This window comes from Arsenicicoccus sp. UBA2120 (genome assembly GCF_002330965.1).
GTDB classification, from domain to species: Bacteria; Actinomycetota; Actinomycetes; order Actinomycetales; family Dermatophilaceae; genus Arsenicicoccus; species Arsenicicoccus bolidensis.
This window is the reverse complement of the sequence record NZ_DCYC01000040.1, coordinates 1-18,466: the sequence shown is the minus strand read 5'-3', so window position 1 is coordinate 18,466 and position 18,466 is coordinate 1. Positions and strand designations below refer to the sequence as shown.

The 18,466-nt window shown below is 72.7% G+C and carries 15 protein-coding genes and 1 tRNA gene; 7 read left to right on the top strand and 9 right to left on the bottom strand.

The genetic code is table 11. The features are described from left to right. Positions 1-240: 240 nt before the first annotated feature. From B2P18_RS05165 to selA, 4 genes are all read right to left on the bottom strand, one after another. The gene (locus tag B2P18_RS05165; RefSeq protein ID WP_286956414.1) at positions 241-1,344 is read right to left on the bottom strand and encodes a branched-chain amino acid aminotransferase; all 1,104 of its coding nucleotides are present in this window, start codon (positions 1,342-1,344) and stop codon (positions 241-243) included. 126 nt (positions 1,345-1,470) lie between these two features. Further along, entirely contained in the window at positions 1,471-2,553 is a 1,083-nt protein-coding gene (locus B2P18_RS05160; protein WP_286956408.1) for a 3-isopropylmalate dehydrogenase, read from the bottom strand. An 88-nt stretch (positions 2,554-2,641) separates the two neighbouring features. Next, entirely contained in the window at positions 2,642-4,546 is a 1,905-nt protein-coding gene (gene selB, locus B2P18_RS05155; protein WP_313534949.1) for a selenocysteine-specific translation elongation factor, read from the bottom strand. Continuing rightward, entirely contained in the window at positions 4,543-5,868 is a 1,326-nt protein-coding gene (gene selA / locus B2P18_RS05150) for an L-seryl-tRNA(Sec) selenium transferase (RefSeq protein ID WP_286956401.1), read from the bottom strand. The genes selB and selA overlap by 4 nt, the downstream gene beginning before the upstream one ends. Positions 5,869-6,082: 214 nt before the next feature. Between selA and B2P18_RS05145 the strand changes: the two genes are divergently transcribed. Both B2P18_RS05145 and B2P18_RS05140 read left to right on the top strand, forming a co-directional pair. Beyond that, positions 6,083-7,006 carry a hypothetical protein gene (locus B2P18_RS05145; RefSeq protein ID WP_286956398.1) on the top strand — a complete coding sequence of 308 codons (924 nt, stop codon included), beginning with the start codon at positions 6,083-6,085 and terminating at the stop codon, positions 7,004-7,006. A gap of 78 nt (positions 7,007-7,084) precedes the next feature. Further along, on the top strand, positions 7,085-7,807 hold the full coding sequence (locus B2P18_RS05140; protein ID WP_286956397.1) for a hypothetical protein: 723 nt from the start codon (positions 7,085-7,087) through the stop codon (positions 7,805-7,807). 22 nt (positions 7,808-7,829) lie between these two features. On the opposite strand, the gene B2P18_RS05135 is transcribed toward B2P18_RS05140, so the two are convergent. After that, positions 7,830-7,925, bottom strand: a tRNA-Sec gene (locus tag B2P18_RS05135). A 61-nt stretch (positions 7,926-7,986) separates the two neighbouring features. On the opposite strand from B2P18_RS05135, the gene B2P18_RS05130 reads away from it, so the two are divergent. The 3 genes from B2P18_RS05130 to B2P18_RS05120 are packed head-to-tail and all read left to right on the top strand — an operon-like array spanning position 7,987 to position 9,703. Then, the gene (locus B2P18_RS05130) at positions 7,987-8,274 is read left to right on the top strand and encodes a DUF7218 family protein (protein WP_286956391.1); all 288 of its coding nucleotides are present in this window, start codon (positions 7,987-7,989) and stop codon (positions 8,272-8,274) included. 35 nt (positions 8,275-8,309) lie between these two features. Further along, positions 8,310-9,299, top strand: a complete 990-nt coding sequence (gene selD / locus B2P18_RS05125; RefSeq protein WP_286956388.1) for a selenide, water dikinase SelD — start codon at positions 8,310-8,312, stop codon at positions 9,297-9,299. Continuing rightward, a complete protein-coding gene (locus B2P18_RS05120) occupies positions 9,296-9,703 on the top strand; it encodes a rhodanese-like domain-containing protein (protein WP_286956386.1) in 408 nt (135 codons plus the stop codon). Before selD ends, B2P18_RS05120 begins: the two co-directional genes overlap by 4 nt. 78 nt (positions 9,704-9,781) lie before the next feature. Here B2P18_RS05120 and B2P18_RS05115 read toward each other — a convergent pair whose 3' ends face one another. The 4 genes from B2P18_RS05115 to fdh are packed head-to-tail and all read right to left on the bottom strand — an operon-like array spanning position 9,782 to position 16,542. After that, the gene (locus tag B2P18_RS05115; protein ID WP_286956383.1) at positions 9,782-11,056 is read right to left on the bottom strand and encodes an L-lactate MFS transporter; all 1,275 of its coding nucleotides are present in this window, start codon (positions 11,054-11,056) and stop codon (positions 9,782-9,784) included. Positions 11,057-11,102: 46 nt separating this feature from the next. Next, positions 11,103-12,191 carry an NrfD/PsrC family molybdoenzyme membrane anchor subunit gene (gene nrfD / locus B2P18_RS05110; protein ID WP_029212211.1) on the bottom strand — a complete coding sequence of 363 codons (1,089 nt, stop codon included), beginning with the start codon at positions 12,189-12,191 and terminating at the stop codon, positions 11,103-11,105. Beyond that, complete coding sequence (locus B2P18_RS05105) at positions 12,188-13,141, bottom strand: 4Fe-4S dicluster domain-containing protein (RefSeq protein ID WP_019287835.1); 954 nt, start codon at positions 13,139-13,141, stop codon at positions 12,188-12,190. Before B2P18_RS05105 ends, nrfD begins: the two co-directional genes overlap by 4 nt. Then, positions 13,141-16,542 carry a formate dehydrogenase gene (gene fdh, locus B2P18_RS05100; protein WP_286956370.1) on the bottom strand — a complete coding sequence of 1,134 codons (3,402 nt, stop codon included), beginning with the start codon at positions 16,540-16,542 and terminating at the stop codon, positions 13,141-13,143. Before fdh ends, B2P18_RS05105 begins: the two co-directional genes overlap by 1 nt. A gap of 87 nt (positions 16,543-16,629) precedes the next feature. On the opposite strand from fdh, the gene thpR reads away from it, so the two are divergent. Then, positions 16,630-17,199, top strand: a complete 570-nt coding sequence (thpR, locus tag B2P18_RS05095) for an RNA 2',3'-cyclic phosphodiesterase (protein WP_286956367.1) — start codon at positions 16,630-16,632, stop codon at positions 17,197-17,199. A gap of 107 nt (positions 17,200-17,306) precedes the next feature. Beyond that, on the top strand, positions 17,307-18,056 hold the full coding sequence (locus B2P18_RS05090) for an aminoglycoside adenylyltransferase domain-containing protein (RefSeq protein WP_286956365.1): 750 nt from the start codon (positions 17,307-17,309) through the stop codon (positions 18,054-18,056). Positions 18,057-18,466: the final 410 nt, after the last annotated feature.

The window sequence follows — 18,466 nt, the reverse complement described above, 5'->3', positions numbered from 1 at the left end:
CGGCCTCGCGCGCGGGCTGCACGAGGACGATCCAGCCAGTGAACCGTACGGGTGAAACCTTCGTCAATGGTCTGGTGTTAAACCTTTGTTACCAGACCGGCCACGCTGTCCCCGCCCCTGTCCTTGGCTCCGTCCTCGACCCTCTCCCCACCACGATCGTGAGGGGCTGCTCCACGAAAGGTGGACAGAACCCTCACGATCTGGGGATGTGGGCGGGTTGGTGGGTGGGACGTGGCGAGGTCAGACGAGCCGGGTCATCCAGCCGTGGGTGTCCTCGGCCCGGCCGTACTGGATGTCGAGGAGCTGGTTGCGGATCGACAGGGCGATCTTGTCGTCGGTGGCCTCGGTGCGGTGGTTGACCGAGCCGCCCTCCCAGCGCAGCTCGCCGACGGGGGTGATGACGGCGGCCGTGCCACAGGCGAAGACCTCGGCCAGCTCGCCGGACGCGGCGGCGTCCTTCCACTCCTGGATCGGGATGCGGCGCTCCTCGGGCGTGAGGCCCAGCTCGCCGGCGATCTGCAGGATGGAGCTGCGGGTGACGCCCTCGAGGATCGAGCCGGTGAGCTCGGGGGTCACGAGGCGCCCGTCCTTGTAGACGAGGAAGAGGTTCATGCCGCCCAGCTCCTCGATGTGCTCGTGCGTCGCCGAGTCGAGGAACACCGCCTGGTCGCACCCGTTCTCGATGCCCTCGAGCTGGCCGGCGAGGCTGGAGGCGTAGTTGCCGCCGCACTTGGCGGCGCCGGTGCCGCCGGCGCCCGCGCGGGCGTAGTCGGTGGAGATCCACAGCGTGACGGGCTCCAGCCCGCCGGAGAAGTACGCGCCGGCCGGGGAGGCGATCACGGCATACGTGACCTCCTTGGCCGGCCGCACGCCGAGGAAGGCCTCGGAGGCGAACATGAACGGCCGCAGGTAGAGCGAGGTCTCGCCGGCGCCGGCCGCGGGGACCCAGGCGTCGTCGGCGGCCACGAGGGCCTTGATCGACTCGAGGAAGTCCTCGGTGGCCAGCTCGGGCAGGGCGAGCCGACGCGCGCTGCGCTGCATCCGGGCGGCGTTGGCCTCCGGGCGGAAGCACCAGACCGATCCGTCGGCGTGACGGAAGGCCTTGAGCCCCTCGAACACCTCCTGCGCGTAGTGCAGGACGGCGGCGGCGGGGTCCAGCTGGAAGGGGCCGTAGGGGCGGATCGCGTCGCCGTGCCACCCGGCGTCGGCGGTCCACGTGGCGACGGCCATGTGGTCGGTGAAGGTCTTGCCGAAGCCGGGGTTGGCGAGGATCTGCTCGCGCTCGGCGTCGGGCACCGGGGTGGTGGTGCGCTCCAGCGGGAAGGACAGGGACGGCGTCGTCATGGGGTGCTCCTTGTCGCACGGGGTTTCGCCTCGAAGGCTACCGCGCCCTCCGGGGCCGGGATCGACCGCGGTTCGACACATCGGCCTGGCGTGCCAACCTGGGCGGACGTGACGACCTGAGGTAGGTCAGAGGCGGGCGGCGATGGCCTCGCCGACCTCCTGGGTGGACCGAGGGGTGGAGCGCTGGGCGGAGCCACGTTCCGTGAGGTCCGCCAGCACCGCGGCCTCGACGCGCTCGGCGGCCGGGACCAGGCCCACGTGCCGCAGCAGCAGCGCGACCGAGAGGATCGCGGCGGTGGGGTCGGCCTTGCCCTGGCCGGCGATGTCGGGCGCCGAGCCGTGCACGGGCTCGAACATCGAGGGGTTGGTGCGGGAGGGGTCGATGTTGCCGCTGGCCGCGAGCCCGATCCCGCCGGACACCGCCGCCGCGAGGTCGGTCAGGATGTCGCCGAAGAGGTTGTCCGTCACGATGACGTCGAAACGCGCGGGGTCGGTGGTCAGGAAGATCGTGGCCGCGTCGACGTGCAGGTAGTCCACCGACACCTCGGGGAACTCCGGCGCCACCGCCTCGACGGTCCGGCGCCAGAGGTGACCGGCGTGGACGAGCACGTTGTGCTTGTGGACGAGCGTGAGCTTCTTGCGGGGGCGGGCCTGCGCCCGGGCGAAGGCGTCGCGCACGACCCGCTCCACGCCGAAGGCCGTGTTGACGCTGACCTCGGTGGCGATCTCGTGCGGCGTGCCGATGCGCAGGGCGCCGCCGTTGCCGACGTACGGCCCCTCGGTCCCCTCGCGCACCACGACGAAGTCGAAACCGTCAGGAGCGACGCGGGCCAGGTCGAGCGGGCTCTGCGCCCCGGGATAGAGCGTCGAGGGTCGCAGGTTGACGCAGTGGTCCAGGGCGAAGCGCAGCGGCAGCAGCACGCCTCGCTCGAGCACGCCGGACGGCACGCTGGGGTCACCGATGGCGCCGAGCAGGATCGCATCGTGGCCGCGCAGCGCGTCCAGGTCGGCGTCGGTGAGCGTCTCGCCGGTCGCGTGCCAGCGCTTCGCCCCCAGGTCGTAGTCGGTCGGGCGCACCTCGACCCCGTCGGCCTCGGTCACGGCCCGCAGCACGCGCAGGCCCTCGGCGACGACCTCGGGGCCGATGCCGTCACCCCCGACGACGGCGAGGTCGAGGCTGGTTGGCGCGGTCGCGGGCTGGCTCGTCATACGCCCGAGGCTAGGGATCCATCTCAACCCGCAAAACGTCGTCTCACGATCTGACGACCGGCGACGGGCGCGGCCACCGTGGCGGTCCTCAGCGCGCGACCTCGCGGTGGGTCGGGTCGACCCGGCGGGTCCACCCGCGCGCGTCCAGGTGCTCCAGCAGAGGTATGACGACCCGCCGCGTCGTGCCGAGGGCCTGTCGCGCGGCGCTGGTGGTGAACGGCTGCTCCAGGGCCGACAGCTCGCGCATCGCGAGGGCGGGACCGCGGGGCAGCAGGACGATGTCGTCGACCAGCCGCACGAGGCGACCCGCGGCCTCCGCGGCGGCCAGCTCGCGAGCGCCGAGACCCCACAGGTCGAGCTGGCCGCGCTCCGGGGCGGCGAAGGGGTTGGCGGCGAGCTGCTGCTCGAGCGCCTGCAGCCCCGCCTCGGCGGCCCCCAGGCTGGGGCGCACCCCGGGCCGGGAGACCTTGCCCTGCCCGACCTCCAGGCCGGCGTCGCGGGCGACGGGGGTCACCGTGGCCACGTCGGGCATCCCGGCGATGCGGCGCGCCTCCTCGAGGCGGAGCCAGGGATCCATGGGGACGTCCTGGATGCGCAGGTCCACGGCCATGAGCAGCTCGGACCGCCACTGCTGCCAGGCGGACTCGGCGACGAGCCACTCCCCGACGTGGCGCACGCCCGGGACGTCCGCGAGCAGGTCCTGGGGCCGGACGCCGAGGACGGCGAGGTCGCGCGGGCGCATGGCCCCGCGACGCTCCACCTCCCGGGCGACATCGACCCTCGTCGACCTCTGGGAGCTCTGTGATCCCGGGGAGCTCTGTGATCCCGGGGAGCACTGTGAGCCCAGCGAGCCCTGGCCGCCCGACGACCCCGCACAGGCCGACGCCGTCGCGGGGTCCAGCACGTCGGAGGACGCCACCTCGGCGAGCGCACCCGCGCGCCGGGCCGCGGCGCCCCGGCGCTGCAGCTCGGGCGGGTCGACGTCGAGGACGGTCGCGCCGGCCAGCACGGCCCGTCGCCCCGGGTCCCGCAGGATGAACCGGTCGCCCGCCTGCAGCGGGAGCGGCTCGGGGGTCCGCAGCCGGACGAACTGCTCGCCGAGGGGCCGGACCCGCGCGGTCCAGGAGCCCGAGCCGATGTGGACGGTCAGCTCGCCGGGCAGGTCGGCGGCCACGCAGCCGTGCAGGGCCGCATCGACCTCGCGGGTCCAGTGCCAGGCGTGCGGCGTCACGAGCACGTCGCCGCGGCCCACCTCGTCGGCCGGGGTGGAGCGCAGGTTGACCGCGACCCGCGCGCGCGCCGGGACGGCGTCGTAGTCCTGCCCGAGCGACTGCAGACCGCGCACCCGCACGGGGCGACGGCCGAGCTCGAGGGCGTCACCGACGCACAACGACCCCTCGCCCAGCGTGCCGGTGACCACCGTCCCCGCGCCGGGGATCGTGAACGACCGATCGATCCACAGCCGCACCCGGGCGCCGTGGTCCGGCTCGGGCAACCGCGCCACGAGCCGCCGCAGGGCGGAACGGAGCTCGTCGATGCCCTCGCCGGTCTCGGCGGACACCGCCAGCGCCTCGCACTCCCCCAGGCTGGACCGGGCCACGCGCTCGCGGGCCTGCGCGAGGGCCGGGGCGGGGTCGGCGAGATCGCTGCGGGTCACCACGAGGACCCCGTGGCGCAGCCCGAGCGCGTCGACGGCCTCGAGGTGCTCCTCGCTCTGCTCGCGCCAGCCCTCGTCGGCCGCGACCACGACGAGCACGGCGGGAGCCGGTCCGAGGCCGGCGAGCATGTTGCCGATGAAGCGCTCGTGCCCGGGCACGTCGACGAACGCGACGCGCTCCCCCGAGTCGAGTGCCGTCCAGGCGAATCCGAGGTCGATCGTCATGCCCCGGCGTCGCTCCTCGGCCCAGCGGTCGGGCTCCATGCCCGTGAGGCGCCGCACGAGCCGGGACTTGCCGTGGTCGACGTGGCCGGCGGTGGCGACGACGTGCATCATGCGCCGCTCGCCCCCTCGGGCTCGGCCAGCTGCCCCCGCACCGCGAGCACCGCCTCCACCACGTCGTCGAGCCGGGCCGGAGGCAGGCAGCGCACGTCGAGCAGCGTGCGTCCACCCTCGACCCGCGCGACCACGGCGGGCGACCCCAGGCGCAGGCGCTCGGCATACGGCTCGGGCAGGGCGATCGCCCATCCGGGCAGGTCCAGCCCGGGTGCCGATCCCCCGCCGACCCGCCCCACGGAGGGGACGACCGCAGCTCCCAGGCGACGGCCGAGCCCCTCCGCTCGATCGCGGAGCAGGTCTGACGACGCGTGGACGGCCTCGTGGGTGGGGTTCGTCGCCGAGCCGAGGGTGGCGGCCAGCGCGGCCAGGGTGAGCTTGTCAGCCCGCAACGCTCGCTGCAGCGGGTGGCGACGCACGCGTTCGACGACGTCGGCCGCCCCGAGGACGATCCCGGCCTGGGGGCCGCCGAGGAGCTTGTCGCCGCTGCAGGTCACCAGGGTGGCGCCGGCAGCGAGGGTCGTGGCGGCGTCGGGCTCGCCGGGCAGCACGGGGTCGGGCCGCAGGAGGCCGCTGCCGATGTCCACCACGAGCGGCAGCTCCCGCTCGCGGGACAGCCCGGCGAGCTCGGCCACCGTCGCCTCGCTGGTGAAGCCCTCGACCCGGAAGTTGCTGGGGTGCACCTTGAGGATCGCTGCCGTCCGCTCCGTCACCGCGTCGGTGTAGTCCGCGAGCCGCGTGCGGTTGGTGGTCCCCACCTCCCGCAGGCGCACGCCGGTCGACTCGATGAGGTCGGGCAGCCGGAAGCCGTCGCCGATCTCGACCATCTCGCCCCGGCTGACGAGCACCTCGCGGCCCTGGGCGAGGGAGGTGAGCACGAGGCTCAGGGCGGCGGCGCCGTTGTTGACCACCAGGGCACCACCTGCGGCGGGCACCGCTCGGGCGAGGGCGTCGAGGGTGCGCCGGCCACGTCGTGCCCGCACCCCGGTCGCGAGGTCGAGCTCGACGTCCGTGCACCCGGCCGAGGCGACGAGCGCCTCCACCGCCGCGGGGGCCAGCTGGGCCCGGCCGAGGTTGGTGTGCAGGACGACCCCGGTCGCGTTGAGGACCTCGGTATGCCGGGAGCGCCGCCGCAGCTCGTCGGCGACCGACGTCACGAGGAGCTCCGGCGGGAGGTCACCGCGTCGCACCTGCTCCTGACCCTCGCGGACCGCCTCGCGGACGCGGTCCCGCCCGACGGTGAACTGCAGGTCGGCGAGGAGCGGATCGGCCAGCACCGCATCGGTCCTCGGAACCCGTCGGCGCGGGTCGGTGGTCGGCATGGCTCGACCCTATGCCGCCCGCGCCCCGGGTGGAATGCCGCTCGCGCCCCCCGGCGGAGGTGCTGGTGGCGACCAGCACGGTCCGGGCGCCTCGGTGCCGGAAGGCCGGCGACGGCCCGCCCGAACGGGTGATGGTCCGCCATATGGTGACGCGCAACTACTCTCCGCAATCAGAATCAACCGGGTCAGCAGGTCCGACAGCCCGGAGGGACGGATGGTCACGCGCACGTCACCCCCGTCCCAGCGCGGCGCCGCGCCCCGCCCGATCACCGCCGCGCTCCGCCCCCTCTCCTCGCGCGCTGATGCACGGCTCGTCGCCCCCGTCGTGGCACTGCTGCTCTGCGCCGCGACGGTCGCCGGCTGCTCCTCGCCCGCTGGTCCGGCCACCTCGACCGGCGACACGGCCGCCTCCGCCTCCGTCGTACCTGCCCAGGCGGCCCGCGCCTCCGCCGGCCGCCAGCCCACCAGGGTGTCCCCGAGCGCCACGATCACGGCCCCCGCCGCCCCTCGTCCGCCGACCCTCCCGCGGCCGACGCCCCTGCACTCACCGCCCCGGCCGCCCGCGCCGCTGCCGGCCATCCCGGCCCGTGCATCCGTGGCGGGATGGTCCTGCGACCAGGTCGTCCGCGCCGTCAACGGCACGGCCGCCCGGTGCGCCGACGCCGGCGACCCGTCGCTGCGGGCCCAGAGCGTGGGCGACGGCGAGTCGACCGTCGGCCTGACGGACGAGCAGCAGGTCGTCCACGTGCAGCGGGGCCTGAGCAGCACCGACACCTACCTCGTCGCGATGCACGAGCGCGGCCACCAGGAGCTCCGTCAGCGGTGCGACACCTGGGCCTGCGGCGACGCGCTGGCCCGGGCGACCGGGGGCAGCCGAGGCGCGTGGAGCTCCGGGCCCTACTTCGCCCGCGTCGTCGAGGCCGGAGCCTCCGCCTGGGCTCGCTGCCACGGCGGCGACAACCCGCGCTACGGCTACCGGCTCAGCTGCGAGGATCTCGAGGCCGCCTTCGCGGCCGAGGCGCGAGCCCGGGAGGGCCACCGTCGCGAGCAGGCCGAGTACGACGCCGCCTGGGCCCGCTACCGCGAGGCGTACGAGCAGTACCGACGTGACTACGACACCTACGCGGCACAGCTGTGACCTGAACGCACGTAGACCATTGCATGACATTCCGTCACCAATACTCACTCTTAGTGATTTTTGGGGCATAGTGGCGGCGTGATCAGACGCCCCCGCCCCCGTGCCCTCCTCACCGCCCTCGCCGCCCTGGTGACCGCCGCCGCGGTCGGGCCCGCCTCCCCCGCCGTCACCACCGCCGCCGCCGCGCCCCGCCCGATCTACGCCCCCGGCACGTCCGTGAGCCAGCTCCAGTCCACGCAGGTGATGGTCGCCGACCGCACCAGCGGCACCAAGGGCACCTGGGCCCGCTACTCCTGGAACGGCTCTCGCTGGGTCCGCGTCAACGCCAACGCTGCGGCGGTCTTCGGCCGCGGCGGTGTCGTCCCCAGCGCGCAGCGCCGCCAGGGCACCAGCACGACCCCCGCCGGCACCTTCTCGCTGGTGCATGCGTTCGGCGTCGGCAACCCCGGCACCCGGATGCCCTATCGCCGGGTCACGCGCTGCAGCTGGTGGATCCAGCACCCCGGCGAGCGCGACTACAACCGCTGGCGCGAGTCCTGCTCGGTGCCCGCCTCCGTGGCGCGCTCCTCCGAGCGGCTGCAGTCCTACGTCGACAGCGGGCTCTACCGCCAGGCCGTCGTGATCCGCTACAACTACACGACGCCCAACCGGTCCGGGGCCCACTCCGGGGCCGGGATCTTCCTGCACTACGCGCGGTCCTACACCGGCGGCTGCGTCGGCATCGACAGCATGACCGAGCTCACCGCCACCGTGCGGTGGCTGGACCCGGCCCGCAAGCCGGTCATCGTCGTCAAGGCCTGACGGGCCTGACCCGAGAGCAGTCTGGCGGAGGCGGACGGGAATCGAACCCGCCTGCGACGGATACCGCCGCACACCGGTTTTGAAGACCGGGAGGGCCACCAGGCACCTGTACGCCTCCGCCGCAGATCGTACCCGTCATCGGGATGCCCCAGACGCACGCCCAGAGGTAGCGTCGTGACATGGCACCGAGCAAGGACGACCGCAAGGACGACCCCGGACCCAGCGTCAAGGACAAGGAGCTCTACGAGGCGCTCCGAGACGAGGGCAACAGCAAGGAGAAGTCGGCGCGCATCGCCAACGCCGCTGCGGCGCAAGGCCGCTCCACGGTCGGCGAGCGTGGCGGCGAGCACGGCAGCTATGACGACTGGACCAAGGACGAGCTGCTGGACCGGGCCAGGGAGATCGGCATCGAGGGTCGGTCCTCGATGAGCAAGGACGAGCTGATCGAGGCGCTTCGCGACCACTGAGCCGGGGTCGTGGCCGCTCGACCTAAGGTGGCCGTATGACGACCCCCTCCTCCATCCGGCTGACGCAGACCGCCCACGGGGGCGGCTGCGCCTGCAAGATCCCGCCCGGCGAGCTCGAGGAGATCGTCAGCGGTCTCGTGGGCGTGGACAGTCCCGACCTGCTGGTCGGCCTCGACGACGGTGACGACGCGGCGGTCGTCCGCATCGGCCCCGACCAGGCCGTCGTCGTGACCACGGACTTCTTCACACCCGTCGTCGACGACGCCTACGACTGGGGACGGATCGCCGCGGCCAACGCGCTGTCGGACGTCTACGCCATGGGCGGGCGCCCGATCGTGGCCGTCAACCTCGTCGGCTGGCCGCGCGAGGTGCTGCCCGCCGAGCTGCTGCGCGAGGTCCTGCGCGGCGGTCTCGACATCGCGCGCGAGGCGGCCTGCCCCGTCGGTGGTGGGCACTCGATCGACGACCCGGAGCCCAAGTACGGCCTCGCCGTCACCGGCCTGGTCGACCCCGATCGGCTGCTGCGCAACGACCGGGCCCGCGCCGGGCTGCCGATCAGCCTGACCAAGCCCCTCGGTGTCGGCGTCCTCAACAACCGCCACAAGTCCACCGGCGAGGTCTTTCCCCAGGCCATCGCGTCCATGACCGCCCTCAACGCCGACGCGGGACGGGCCGCCGTCGAGAGCGGCGCCGAGGCTGCCACGGACGTCACGGGATTCGGGCTGCTCGGTCACCTGCACAAGATGATGCGCGCCTCGGGGGTGTCGGCCGTGCTGGACGCCGCGGCCGTCCCCTACCTCGAGGGCGCGCGCGAGGCGCTGCGCGACGGCTACGTCAGTGGAGGGACGCGCCGCAACCTCGACTGGGTGCGACCGCACCTGGAGGCGTCCGTCGACGAGGACGAGCTGCTGCTGCTCGCCGACGCCCAGACCAGCGGCGGCCTGCTGGTCGTGGGCGAGGTGCCGGGCGCCCCGGTGATCGGCGAGGTCGTGGCGGGCGGCGAGCACACCATCAGCGTGCGATGACCGAGCCGCTCGGCGTCGACGCCCGGCTCGCGCGCGCCCGGGAGGGGTGGACGCGGCTGACGCCGCAGGAGGCGTATGCCGCCCAGCGGGCCGGCGCGATCCTCGTGGACACCCGCACCGCCGAGCAGCGGGCCGAGACCATCGAGATCCCCGGCGCGCTCGTGATCGACCGGACCGTGCTGGAGTGGCGCCTCGACCCGACGTTCGCGTGGCGGATCCCCGAGGCGACCGGCTGGGACCTCACCTACGTGCTCCTGTGCCGCCAGGGCTACAGCTCGAGCCTCGCCGCCCGGTCGCTGCGAGACCTGGGGCTGCGCAACGCGACCGACGTCGTGGGCGGCGTCGAGGCCTGGGTCGCCGCAGGGCTGCCCACCACGACCGAGCCGGGCGACGTGCGCCGCTGACGGACCGGGAACCGGGATGGGTCAGGCATGCCCTGTCGTCGGGCCATGTGGTGACCGAGCGGCCTCCGGCCGCGGGGCCTACCGGCGGCGGGGCGCCTTGGTGATCAACGGGATCGCCGCGCCCACGAGCGCGATGACGCCGAGCGTGGTGAAGGCCAACGTGTAGTTCTTGTCGTCGCCGATGAGCGCCGTCGCGAGCAGCGGACCGGCCACGCCGCCGATGCTCCAGCCGAGGAGCATGAGGCCGTAGATGCCACCGGCGTTCTTGACACCGAAGAAGCGCCCGGCCGTCGACGGCATCGTGCCGAAGCCACCGCCGTAGCAGGTGTAGATGATCGCCGCGAGCACGGCGAACATCGCTGCGTTGCCGACGTGCGGCAGCGCGATCAGCGCCAGGCCCTGCAGGCCGAGGATGCCGACGAAGGCCGTCATCTTGCCGATCTTGTCGGACAGCGACGCCCACAGGATGCGGCCGGCCCCGTTGAACAGCCCCATGATGCCGACGAGGGCGCCCGCACCTGCCGCGGAGCAGCCCGCGATGTCGGTGGCGCTGCCCGCGGCGACCGAGATCAAGGAGATGCCCGCGGTGACGCTGATGGTGAGGATCAGGGTGAGGAGGTACCACTGCGGCGTGCGCAGCGCCTCCTGCTGGGTGAAGTCGGCACCCGGGCTCGCCTGGACGGTGGCCGGGCCGGTCGAGCCCTTGGCGGGAGCCCCGCCGACCGAGTAGCCCTGCGGCGGGTTGCGGAACACCGAGGCGCCGAGGACGCCGGCGATCAGGTAGGCGATACCGAGCCACAGGAAGGGTGACGTCGGGTGCGCCGGGTCCTTGGCGATGAGGGAGGTCGCGAGCGGTGCGGTGATGACCGCGCCGAAGCCGAAGCCGCCGACCGCGAGGCCCGTGATCAGCCCGGCCTTGTCGGGAAACCACTTCTGCAGCATGGCGATCGGGACGATGTAGGCCATGCCCAGGCCGAAACCGGACAGGACGCCGTAGCCGAGGACGAGCAGCCACAGCTGACCCTCGCCGCGGGCGAACGAGCTGAGGATGATGCCGATCGAGTAGATAACGACGCCGGTCAGGGCCACGGTGCGCGGGCCCTTGCGGTCCTGGATGCGCCCACCGATGAAGGAGCCGACGAAGATCATGCCGATCGCGACCTCGAACGGGATCGCGGCCTGGGTCTTGGTCAGCTGCAGGAGCGACGAGTCCGACTGCAGGGCCTTGCCGAAGACGCTCCACGCGTAGACGGCACCGATGGCCATCTGCACGAGGACGCCGCCGAGCAGCAGGAGCCAGCGGTTGGGAGTGGCGGTGGGTGCGGAGGCCGCCTGCCGGGTGGTCGAGCTCATCGTGGGTTCCTGTCGGTCGAGCGGTGTCGTATGCCGTGCAGAGGGGTCACCCCAGGGTGCGCTCGCCGCGGTCGAGGCGGGCGCGCTGCGGGACGACGGTGTACTTGGGGTCCTTGGCCGAGGCGATCCCGGCGCGGAAGATGGCGAACCTGGTGCAGATCGACCCCGCCACCAGGGCGGCCCCGGCGACGACCGCGGCGGGCTTGCTGCGCCGCCCGGCGACGAGGGACACGGCGGCACCACCGAGGGTCAGCGCCTTGCTCGCGGTCCACCAACGGCCCGCCTCCCCCTCGTGCAGCAGCTCGGCGCTGATGCCCATCGAGTGCTCCATGACCTGGGCGGAGCCGAGCTCCCACAGGGCACCGCCGACCGCGAGACGCCCGGCGGGCCAGGCCTGCTCGTGGGGTGCGGCGATCATCGCCATACCGGCAGCGGACGCCGCCGCCGACCCGGCGAAGACCATCGGCAGCTCCTTGTAGGCGCTGTGCCAGGCCGGGGTCGCGGTGTTGCCGAGCAGCACCGCGGTGTAGGCCGCGAGGGGCGGGGAGAAGAAAGCCGCACCCAGGCCGGCCGGACGGCCGGCCCACCCGAGGAGCCGGGCGACAGGCTTGAGCGACTGGGGCAGGGCCTCCTCGACCGGGCGGGCGAGCTCGGCGACGGCGGCGACCCCGGCCAGCGGGCCGTAGCCCGCGAGGATCCACGAACCGACGCTCATCGGCGAGGTCAACTTGACCACCCGCAGCATGTTGATGAACCGCTCGGGGCGGCCGAGGTCCGCGATCAGGAAGTAGGTCGCCAGCCCGATCGACCCCAGGGCGGTCCACCGGGCCTGGCGTCGCAGACCGGGCAGGTCCGCCAGGTCGGCGCCAGCCGCGAGCAGGGACGACCCGGCGGCCAGTCCGCCGACGAACAGGTAGGCCGGGATCTCGTCCGACCAGGGGGCGGGCTTGACGATGGGACGGCCGTAGTAGGAGGTGAACTCCGCCTCCGGGACCATGGACTCCTCGCCACGCCCGTTGCCGGCGAACCGGCGCACGCCGAACAACCCTGAACCGCGTCGCTTGCGGCCTCCGCCGCGACGGGGCTCGTCGGGCCACAGGCCCTCGCGCGTCTCTTGCTGGGCGGGGTTGGTCATCGACGGCCTCCGAGGAAGGACAGGGCGACCCCGACGAGCAGGGTCAGTCCCCCGACGCCGCCCTTGCGGAAGATGTCGGCGAGGTCCTTGGTCGTCACGACCGGGTCCGGCGGCAGGCCGTAGACCTCGGGCTCGTCGAGGAGCAGGAACATCGCGCCGGTGCCGCCGACGCCGTCGTGCGGGTCGTCGCCGTACATCCGCGCCGAGGTGTAGCCCTGCTCGTGCAGCGTCTCCACCCGCGCCCGGCCCCGCTCGCGCAGCTCCGCGACGTCACCGAACTGGATGGACTCGGTCGGGCAGGCCTGTGCGCACGCGGGCGTCTGGCCGGCCCCGATCCGGTCGTAGCACAGGGTGCACTTCTGAGCCACGCCGGCGTTGGTGACCTCACCCTTGCTGCCGGGGCGACGCTCGATCACGCCGAACGGGCAAGCAGCGACGCAGTAGCCGCAGCCGTTGCAGATCTCGTCCTGCACGACCACGGTCCCGAACTCCGTGCGGAACAACGAGCCCGTCGGGCAGACGTCCAGGCAGCCCGCGTGGGTGCAGTGCTTGCACACGTCCGAGCTCATCAGCCAGCGGAAGTCCGGCTTGCCGTCGGCGGCGGGTGCCGCGTCGAGCGCCGCGGGAAGCGCCTCGTCGTCCGGCCGCAGGCCCGGCATACCGAGGTCGACCGGTTGACGACCCAGCACGGTGTCGTCACCGCGCCCCGGCTGCTCGATGAACTTGACCTGGCGCCAGGTGCTGGCGCCGAGGCTCTTGGAGTTGTCGAAGGACGACCCGAGCAGGTCCAGACCGTCCTCGGGGAGCATGTTCCACTCCTTGCACGCGACCTCACAGGCCTTGCAGCCGATGCAGACCGACGTGTCGGTGAGGAAGCCCTTGCGGTCCGGGGCGTCCTGCCAGCCGGCGTCGGGCGCCGGGTCCAGGGGGCCGAACAGGGAGTTGGGCATCAGCGGTCACCGTCCTTGTCGTCGGGTCCGACCTCGGTGGCACCCTTGACGTCGGCGCCGCTGTCGTCATGCTCCTTGACCTTGGCCTCGCGCTCCTGCTCCACGTGGTCCACGTCCGCCCCGGAGCGCAGCTCGTTGCCGGTCTCCTCGGTGACGCCGGAGCGCCGCCGGTAGGAGTCGACGAGCTCCAAGAGCTCAGGGCCTCGAGGACGCCGGCCGGGACGGATGTCGCAGGCGCCGACCTTGGACTCCTGGATCAGGACGTTGGGGTCGAGCGTGACGCCCATCAGGTCGTTGGTGGAGTCGCCGCTGACGATCGCACCGGTGCCACCCGTCGCCCAGTGGTAGGGCAGGCCGATCTGGTGGAAGGTGCGGCCGTCGATGGCGAGGGGCTTCATGCGCGAGGTCACCAGCACCCGCGCCTCGATGGCCGACCGGGGCGACACGAGCGTCGCCCAGCCCAGGTGCTCGAGACCCCGCTCGGCCGCCAGCTCGGGCGACACCTCGCAGAACATCTCGGGCTGGAGCTCGGCGAGGTAGGGCAGCCAGCGGCTCATGCCACCCGCCGTGTGGTGCTCGGTCAGGCGGTAGGTCGTGAAGATGAACGGGTAGACCTCGGGGTGCTCCCGGGCCACCTCGTCCTCGGGCGGACGCCCGCCAGACGGGGCGGTGAGGTTGTCCGGCCGCTCGTAGACCTTGCGGGTCGGGCTCGCCTGCTGGCTGTAGAAGGGGTTGCGGACGCGTCCCTCCTGCGGCTCGTAGTGCGAGGGCAGCGGCCCGTCGAGCAGGCCCTTGGGGGCGAACAGCCAGCCCTTGCCGTCCGCCTGCATGATGAACGGGTCGTCGCCGGCGATCGCGGCCGGACCCTTGGCGCCCTCGGGCGGGCGGTAGGCCGGGTCGCGGTCGGCCGGGAAGTCCGGCACGTCGGGGCCGGCCCAGCGGCCCGCCTCCGCGTCCCACCACAGGTGCTTCTTGCGCTCCGACCAGGGCTTGCCCTCGGGGTCGGCCGAGGCACGGTTGTAGAGGATGCGCCGGTTGGCCGGCCAGCACCACCCCCACTCGAGGGCGGTCTGGTCCTGCTCGAACCGCGGCTTGCGCCGGTTGGCCTGGTTGACGCCGTCCTTGAACACGCCGGTGTAGATCCAGCACCCGCCCTCGGTGGAGCCGTCGGCCTTCATCTCGGTGAACAGCGGCAGGGGCTGGCCTGCCTTGTCCCCCGTGAGGTAGCGGCCGTTGATCTCCATCAGCACGGCCTCGCCGTCGACCTCGCCGTGCTCGTTGAGGGGGTAGTCCCAGGTGAGGTCGAGCAGCGGACGGTCGCGCTCGTCGGTGGACGCCGCGAGGCGCGCGCGCATGCGCACGCCGACCTCATGGATGAAGTCCAGCTCGCTCTGCGCATCGCCCGGTGGCAGCACCGCCTGCTCGCGCCACTGGAGCATGCGTTGGGTCTGCGTGAACGTGCCGGCCTTCTCGACGTGCGAGGCGGCCGGGAAGAAGAACACCTCGGTCCCGATCGTCTCGGGGCTGCGCTCCCCCGACTCGATCTCGGGCGAGTCCTGCCAGAAGGTCGCCGACTCGATCAGCCGCAGGTCGCGCACGACGAGCCACTTGAGGTGGGCCAGGCCGTCGCGCTGCAGCCGGCCGTGCGCCGAGGCGACGGCGGGGTTCTGCCCGAGCAGGAAGTAGCCCTCGACCTTGCCGTCGATCATGTCCATGGTCGTGCGGTAGGTCCCGTGGTCGCCCGTCAGGCGTGGCAGGTAGTCGTAGCACCAGTCGTTGGCGGCCGTCGCCTTGTCGCCCCACCACGCCTTGAGCAGGCTCACGGTGTAGCTGTCGGCCTCGGTCCAGAAGCCCTTCTGGTCGTCGGTGGAGATGGTGCCGAGATAGTCCTCGAGCGAGTCGTGGACCCCGGCCTTGGGCATCGGGAGATAGCCCGGCAGCAGGTTGAACAGCGTCGGTATGTCGGTCGAGCCCTGGATCGAGGCGTGGCCGCGCAGCGCCATGACGCCGCCGCCGGGACGGCCGACGTTGCCCAGCAGCAGCTGGATGATGCAGGCGGTGCGGATGTACTGCGCACCCACCGAGTGCTGGGTCCAGCCGACCGCGTAGCAGAACGCCGTCGTGCGCTCGCGACCCGAGTTGCGGGTCATCGCCTGGGCGACGAAGTCGAAGTCCTCCCGGGAGATGCCGCAGGTCTGCTCGACCACCTCGGGGGTGTAGCGGGCGTAGTGCCGCTTGAGCACCTGGAACACGCAGCGCGGGTCCTGCATGGTGTCGTCGCGGCGCACCCGGTTGGCCCCGGGCAGCGTCGGCCCGCCTGAACCGTGCTCGTCACCGGCGGCCCGCTCCTGCTTGGACGCCTGGGACTCCTCGGTGCCGTCGTCGGTCTCGGCATACATCCAGGTGTCGTTGTCATAGCTCGCGGTGTCCGGGTCGTAGCCGGAGAACACGCCGTCGAGCTCGTCGACGTCCTGGAAGTCGTCGCGGAGGATGACCGGCCCGTTGGTGTAGGCGCGGACGTACTCCTCGAAGTGCAGGTCGTTGGACAGGATGTAGTTGATGATCGCGCCGAGGAAGACGATGTCGCTGCCCGCGCGGATGCCGACGTGCCGGTGCGCCAGCGCGGAGGTGCGGCTGAACCGGGGGTCGACGTGGATCACCGTGGCACCGCGACGCTTGGCCTCCACAACGTACTGGAAGGCCACCGGGTGGGCCTCCGCCATGTTGGAGCCCTGGATCACGATGCAGTCGGAGTTGGCGAGGTCCTGCACGAAGTTCGTGGCGCCGCCACGACCGAACGAGGCTCCCAGACTGGGAACCGTGGCGCTGTGTCAAATACGAGCCTGGTTCTCGATCTGGATCGCGCCCATGGCCGTGAACAGCTTCTTGATGAGGTAGTTCTCCTCGTTGTCGAGGGTCGCTCCTCCGAGGGCGGCGATGCCCATGGTGCGCCGCAGCGGGCGCCCGTCGTCGTCGTGGTCCTGCCAGGTGCGACGGCGCGTGTCGAGGATGCGGTCGACGACCATATCGACGGCCTTGTCGCGCTCGATCGGCTCCCACTCCGTGGCGTACGGGCGACGGTAGAGCATCGTCGTCTGACGGTTCGGGGAGTTGACGAGCTGCTCGCTGGCCGAGCCCTTGGGGCACAGCTTGCCCCGCGAGACCGGCGAGTCGGGGTTGCCCTCGATCTGGACGACCCGGCCGTCCTTGACGAAGACCTTCTGCGCGCACCCGACGGCGCAGTAGGGACACACGCTGTGGGCGACCGAGTCGGCCGTGACGGTGCGCGGCTGCAACGCCGCGGTCCGCGCCGACCGTGCGGCAGATCCGCGGCCGAGCGGGTCACCGCCGGTGATCTGGCGCACCACCGGCCACGACAGGAAGGTCTTCTTGACGTCCATGGGATCTCCTTCGACACGGTCACCCTACGACGGAAACGGGCATCCCGCAGTGATGCCTCGGGGAAGGTCCGCTGGCATGCTGGGGCGTTGCCCCGTGGACGCCGGATGTTCCTCGCCGTGACCCCGCCCGAGGAGGTGCTCGTCGACCTCGAGACCTTCCTCGAGCCCCGCGTGGACGCCGACCCCGACCTGCGGTGGGCGCGGCCCGAGCAGTGGCACCTGACGCTGGCGTTCCTGCCGTCCGTCTCCCCGCTGTCGCTGGAGCGGCTCGCGGAGCGGCTGGACGAGCTGAGCCTGCAGACAGAGCCGTTCGACCTGCGGCTGACCGGCGGCGGGGCCTTCCCCGGCACCGCCGACGCGCGGGTCCTGTGGCTGGGCGTCGACGACCCCCTCGAAGGCCTGGACCCCCTGGCGCGGCGCTGCCGCTCGTCCGCCAACGCCGCGGGGACGCAGGTCGAGGGCGGCCCCTTCCGCGCCCACCTCACCTTGGCCCGGCTGGGGATGGCGCGTGACGTCCGCCGGTGGCTGCAGGTCCTCGACACGTATGCCGGGCCGACGTGGACCGTGGACACCGTCTCGCTGGTCGAGTCGCACCTCGGGCAGGGTCCCGGCGGACGCCCTCGCTACGTCGAGCACGGGTCCTTTCCCTTCGCCTGACGCAGGACCCCGCTCCCGAGGCTCCCCCGCCGAGTGGTCACTTCCCCACACCTCGTGGGGGCTTCTCGATGGGGTTAAGTCGGCTGGACCGTGATGGAGTGGGCCGTATGACGACCTCCTGGCAGCCTCTGGCCGACCGCGTCCTGTCGGCGCTGCGCGAACAGGTCGGCGACGACCTGCTCGGCGTCTACGTCCACGGCTCCGCGGCGCTCGGCGGGTTCGTCCCGGGGCACAGCGACCTGGACGTGCTGGCGGTCGTGAGCGACGTCGAGAGCGGCGCGACCGACGAGCGCGACTGGACGGCCGTCGGGGCCGCCGTCTCGACCGTCGGTGACGAACGGATGCCGTTGGAGCTCAGCGTGATCCACCGCTCGTTGGCCGAGTCACCGCACGGTCCGTGGGAGTTCGCGGTGCACGTGACGGTCTCCGGTGGGGCGCATCGCGACTCGCGGGTCGTGCTCGACCGTGGCGACGGCGACCCCGACCTGCTACTCCACCTCGCCGTGGCGCGTGCCGCCGGCATCGCCCTGCACGGCCCGGCTCCCGTGGAGCTGATCGGCGAGGTCGACCCGGACGAGGTGCTGGCCCAGCTCGTCGACGAGCTGACCTGGGGCGTGGAGAACGCCGACGAGGCCTATGCCGTCCTCAACGCCTGTCGGGCGCTGAGGTTCGCCGAGACCGGCGAGCTGGTCAGCAAGCTCGACGGCGGCGAATGGCTGCTGCAGCAGCGCCCCGAGCACGAGGTCGTCGTGCGGCGGGCGCTCGACGCTCAGCGGGCGGGCACCCGGCTCGAGGGCACGACCATGGCCGGTCGCGCCCTCGTGCAGGACGTCCTCGACGACCTCCTCTGGGCCTGACCTACCTCAGGCAGTCACACCCGCCTGCCTTCGCACGCCAGGTCGATGTGACCGGCCCGGGCTGATGTGCCCGAGTCGGGCTGATGTGCCCCGCCCCGGCTCATGCACCCCGGCCTGGCGGGATCCTGGGTCGCGGGCCCGGGTCGCCTTGGTGGCGCCGTGCAACGTCCGTATGACGTCCCAGCCGTCGTGGTCGCCTGCAGCAGGGCCCCGACGCCACAGCGCGCCACCCGCGCGAGACGCCGGGCGGTTCGGCATACGACCGAGGGCGCCCCACCCGCGATGGGTGAAGCGCCCTCGGCAAGGCGGAGAACAGAGGGAGCGGAATTGAGCTGCTCCGGATCCCGCAGATCCGCCTAGGTTCGACACATCGGCCTGGCGTGCGAACGCGGGCGGATGAGTTCCTAAGG